This window comes from Mesotoga sp. UBA5557, from assembly GCF_002425715.1.
Taxonomy (GTDB): Bacteria; Thermotogota; Thermotogae; order Petrotogales; family Kosmotogaceae; genus Mesotoga.
Genome location: NZ_DIMV01000101.1, coordinates 1 through 3186 on the forward strand (window position 1 = coordinate 1; position 3186 = coordinate 3186).

At 41.5% G+C, this 3186-nt stretch carries 2 protein-coding genes; one reads left to right on the plus strand and one right to left on the minus strand.

The features are described from left to right. Positions 1-285: 285 nt before the first annotated feature. A complete protein-coding gene (locus B3157_RS12770; protein ID WP_292590826.1) occupies positions 286-2013 on the minus strand; it encodes a hypothetical protein in 1728 nt (575 codons plus the stop codon). A 190-nt stretch (positions 2014-2203) separates the two neighbouring features. Between B3157_RS12770 and B3157_RS12775 the strand changes: the two genes are divergently transcribed. Beyond that, a partial coding sequence (locus tag B3157_RS12775) for a toll/interleukin-1 receptor domain-containing protein (protein WP_292590828.1) occupies positions 2204-3186 on the plus strand: 983 nt, incomplete at its 3' end.

Here is a 3186-nt window from a genome sequence, read left to right on the forward strand (position 1 = left end):
TTCGATTTCTCGTTTAGTGTGAAAATGGAGTCTGACCCTATTTAATCCTAAGATAGAGAAATCTTGCTCTTGATTTGTCCTCTGTAAGCCACTTGAGACCATCTTCTACGTAAACCTCGAAGTCTTTGCCCGGCTTAATTCTGTCCCTGTCGAACCAGGCCTCATGGCCTCTCTGCTCGAGATAGTTCTTTATTCTCTAGCGAGCTTGGCGTATTCATCATGACCGTAGCTTATGAATATCCTTAATGGTAACTTTTCTGGCATAGTCTTACCCCTCGTATAAATTCAGACCTTTGAAGGAACAATCTTCTTTCCAATTTTCTTGAACACATTATTTGTGTTTCTGAGGACAACCAGATCCTTTTCTCTGTCTTTCTCGCTCAGTTCTTCCCAGGGGCGTATGTCAACATGTATTTTCAGCTGGTCTCTGAGTTTTCTGTCCAGTTTCTTTCCATGGACGTAACCATTTATGAGTTTTCTGGCGAGCCATCTGTTATGTTCAACCTGCGCAAGGATCTGTTCGTTCTCAGGAAGGATCGCCATGAGGTCTACGGGATCTCTGGGATCATCTGACGACACTGCTTCGAGACCAAGCGATCTCAGCTTCATAGACAGATGCCGTGCTGCATAACGGTTTTCATCTTTGAAGTAGTCGGTCATTCTGCTCCATTCGACTTCAAGCTCTTTCTGAGGCAAATGAGAATAGATGTTGTGAATTTGCATTGCAAGATTATCACATTCTTCTTCATTCTTTATTGAGATGCCAGTTGGACAAGAACATGATATGCCTATCGAGTTCAAACTATCGAGAGATTCCTTCATTATCTCTGAGCCCTGGTAAGACGAGACGTCCACTAGCACTATTTTGGGAATCTCCAGATTCTCTTCTGCTTTGAAAAAGATCTGCCTTAGTTTTCTTGATATGAAGTCTATTTCCTGAACCTTTGGCCAAGTTATGAAACACAATGAAACATTTGAAAGCAAATTCGGGGCATCCATTTCAAGAAAAGCAAGCAAATCGACAGGCTGTATGTCGATCACTCTCTTTAACGAAGGGCAAATCCTTAGTAGATCTTCAATCTTTTTATCAACATTACAGTCAACCACAGTAACTCTCAATTTCTTCATATTGTTGAAGTGATACATCTGAGCTGCTTCAAGAACTATCCATTGTCCGAGAGCTTCAAGACCAAATAGTGCTATCTCAATTTGGCCTTTTCCCGCTGTTTCTATGAACTGATCCGGGCTGAAACTATCTACCGTCTGTGCGGCCATTCTCTGAAACACGCTGAATACATGAATGTCTATTCCTGTCGAGGGATCCTCCCCTTTGTAGCCTTTGAAGGTTTCGTATGATTTGAAGTCTTCAATCTGAAGCCAGATCTCTGTGCTACTCCGTTTACTGTTTCTGAAAAACTGCTCGATGTTCTTGAGCAATCGCATATTTATCGAGTCGTCGTTAGTTGCCAATATTATGTGAGCGGCTTTATTGATAGCAGAGATATTCAGAATATCAGTATCCTCAAGATTCCCAACAATGACTGGATTCTCTTCAAAAGTGCTGCACACATAACTCGGTGTATTTGAGTTCTTTAATAATACAAGTTTGCTACTTGGATAATCGGCTTTCACGCAATTAAGAAGATACTTGCAGGTTTCTTCACAACCGAAAACCACAACATGGTCTCTATAGAAAAGCCTTACTTTCAAGGACGTCGCAAAGCTTCTAACGACAGAAAACACAAGTGCTATGAATCCAAATAAGGTTATCCAGGGAGCGGTTATCCTTGCTATATCTAGGATCAAAGGAATTTCATAATCTCCTAGGTTAAGAATCTTTGCAAACCCTGGGAAAAATGTTTTCCATCTGAACAGTCCGAAAGTGGCTTCCAGCAATCCAAGAACCGACATATCCTTGCCGGCCAAATCGAAGAATTCCATCCAGCCTAAGAATCCAAGAACGAAGATGAGAGCCGCAACCGCACCAAGTATCAACCATTTTCTCAGTCTCAAACAAGCCACCTCCGGAGGAATTCCAGTGTGAGAACCTTTTTTATGAAACTGGATACTTATGACATTATTGTATAATAATGATCATAGATTATTACTTTTGTTACACTTCTAGCGGCACTATTTGCAACAAGATAGCCGGATGATGAACGAGTTGACAGGACTTCAGTAGGTATATCGAAGAGGTGTAATGATGACAAGCAACTCTTCGCAAGACTGGCAAGTATTCATATCCTGCAAAGTATCGGACGAAAATGATAAGAACACAAGAGACTGGTATATTGCGAAGGAGCTTTACGAGCTTCTAAAAGCGAATTCCATAAGGGTTTTCATGAGCAGTTTCTCGATTGAGGAACTGGGAGAATCAGCATACAAAGAAGTCATTGAAGAAGCACTCGATGAAGCGCGAATAATGGTAGTTGTTGGAACTACGAAGGGGAATCTTAATTCCAAATGGGTCAAATATGAATGGGACAGCTTTCATAATGAAATAATAAGTGGAAGAAAACTCAACGGACAGATTCTTACGGTGACCGATGAACTGGCTAACTCCGACCTCCCCTATGCACTTAGGTATAATCAGTCTTACAAGACTTCTGAAAAGGTAAGGCTACTCAATTTCATAAAGCGAAAACTAGAATCCTTTGATTTCCGACAATCAATTACGGTGGAAGAGATTGAAGAAGAAAAGACAGAAGAAATTGAAGAGGTCGGCTCAGACAGAATCGAAAAAGCAGATGAGAATCTGGAGACTGATGATAGAAGTAATGAAACATCAATAGATGTACCCGGGCATGAGTCAGAGGAAGCCTCAGCAGATACGAGTAGCGAGGAAACGAAAGAAGAGACTGAAGAAGAAAAGGCAGAAGAAACACTTCATGATATCCCGCAAGAAGCCCCCGAAGAAAAGAAAGAAGACGTCGTTTGTCCTGAGAAAGAGCAAGAGCAACAACCCCAAATCATTCAGCAAGACGAGAAGACGAGAAAAGACTACTTAGAAAGCTCCAGCCAGGAACAGCCTTCAGATATGTCTTTAAGCCCATCGCTATCGAGTCCTATCAGTAGGATCACAGAGGGAATGGTGTTAGTAGAAAAAGGTAGCTTTATTATAGGGGATGAAGTTGGAGACCAGGAAGTCTATTCTAGACCAATCCATGAAGTCTTACTGACGAATAG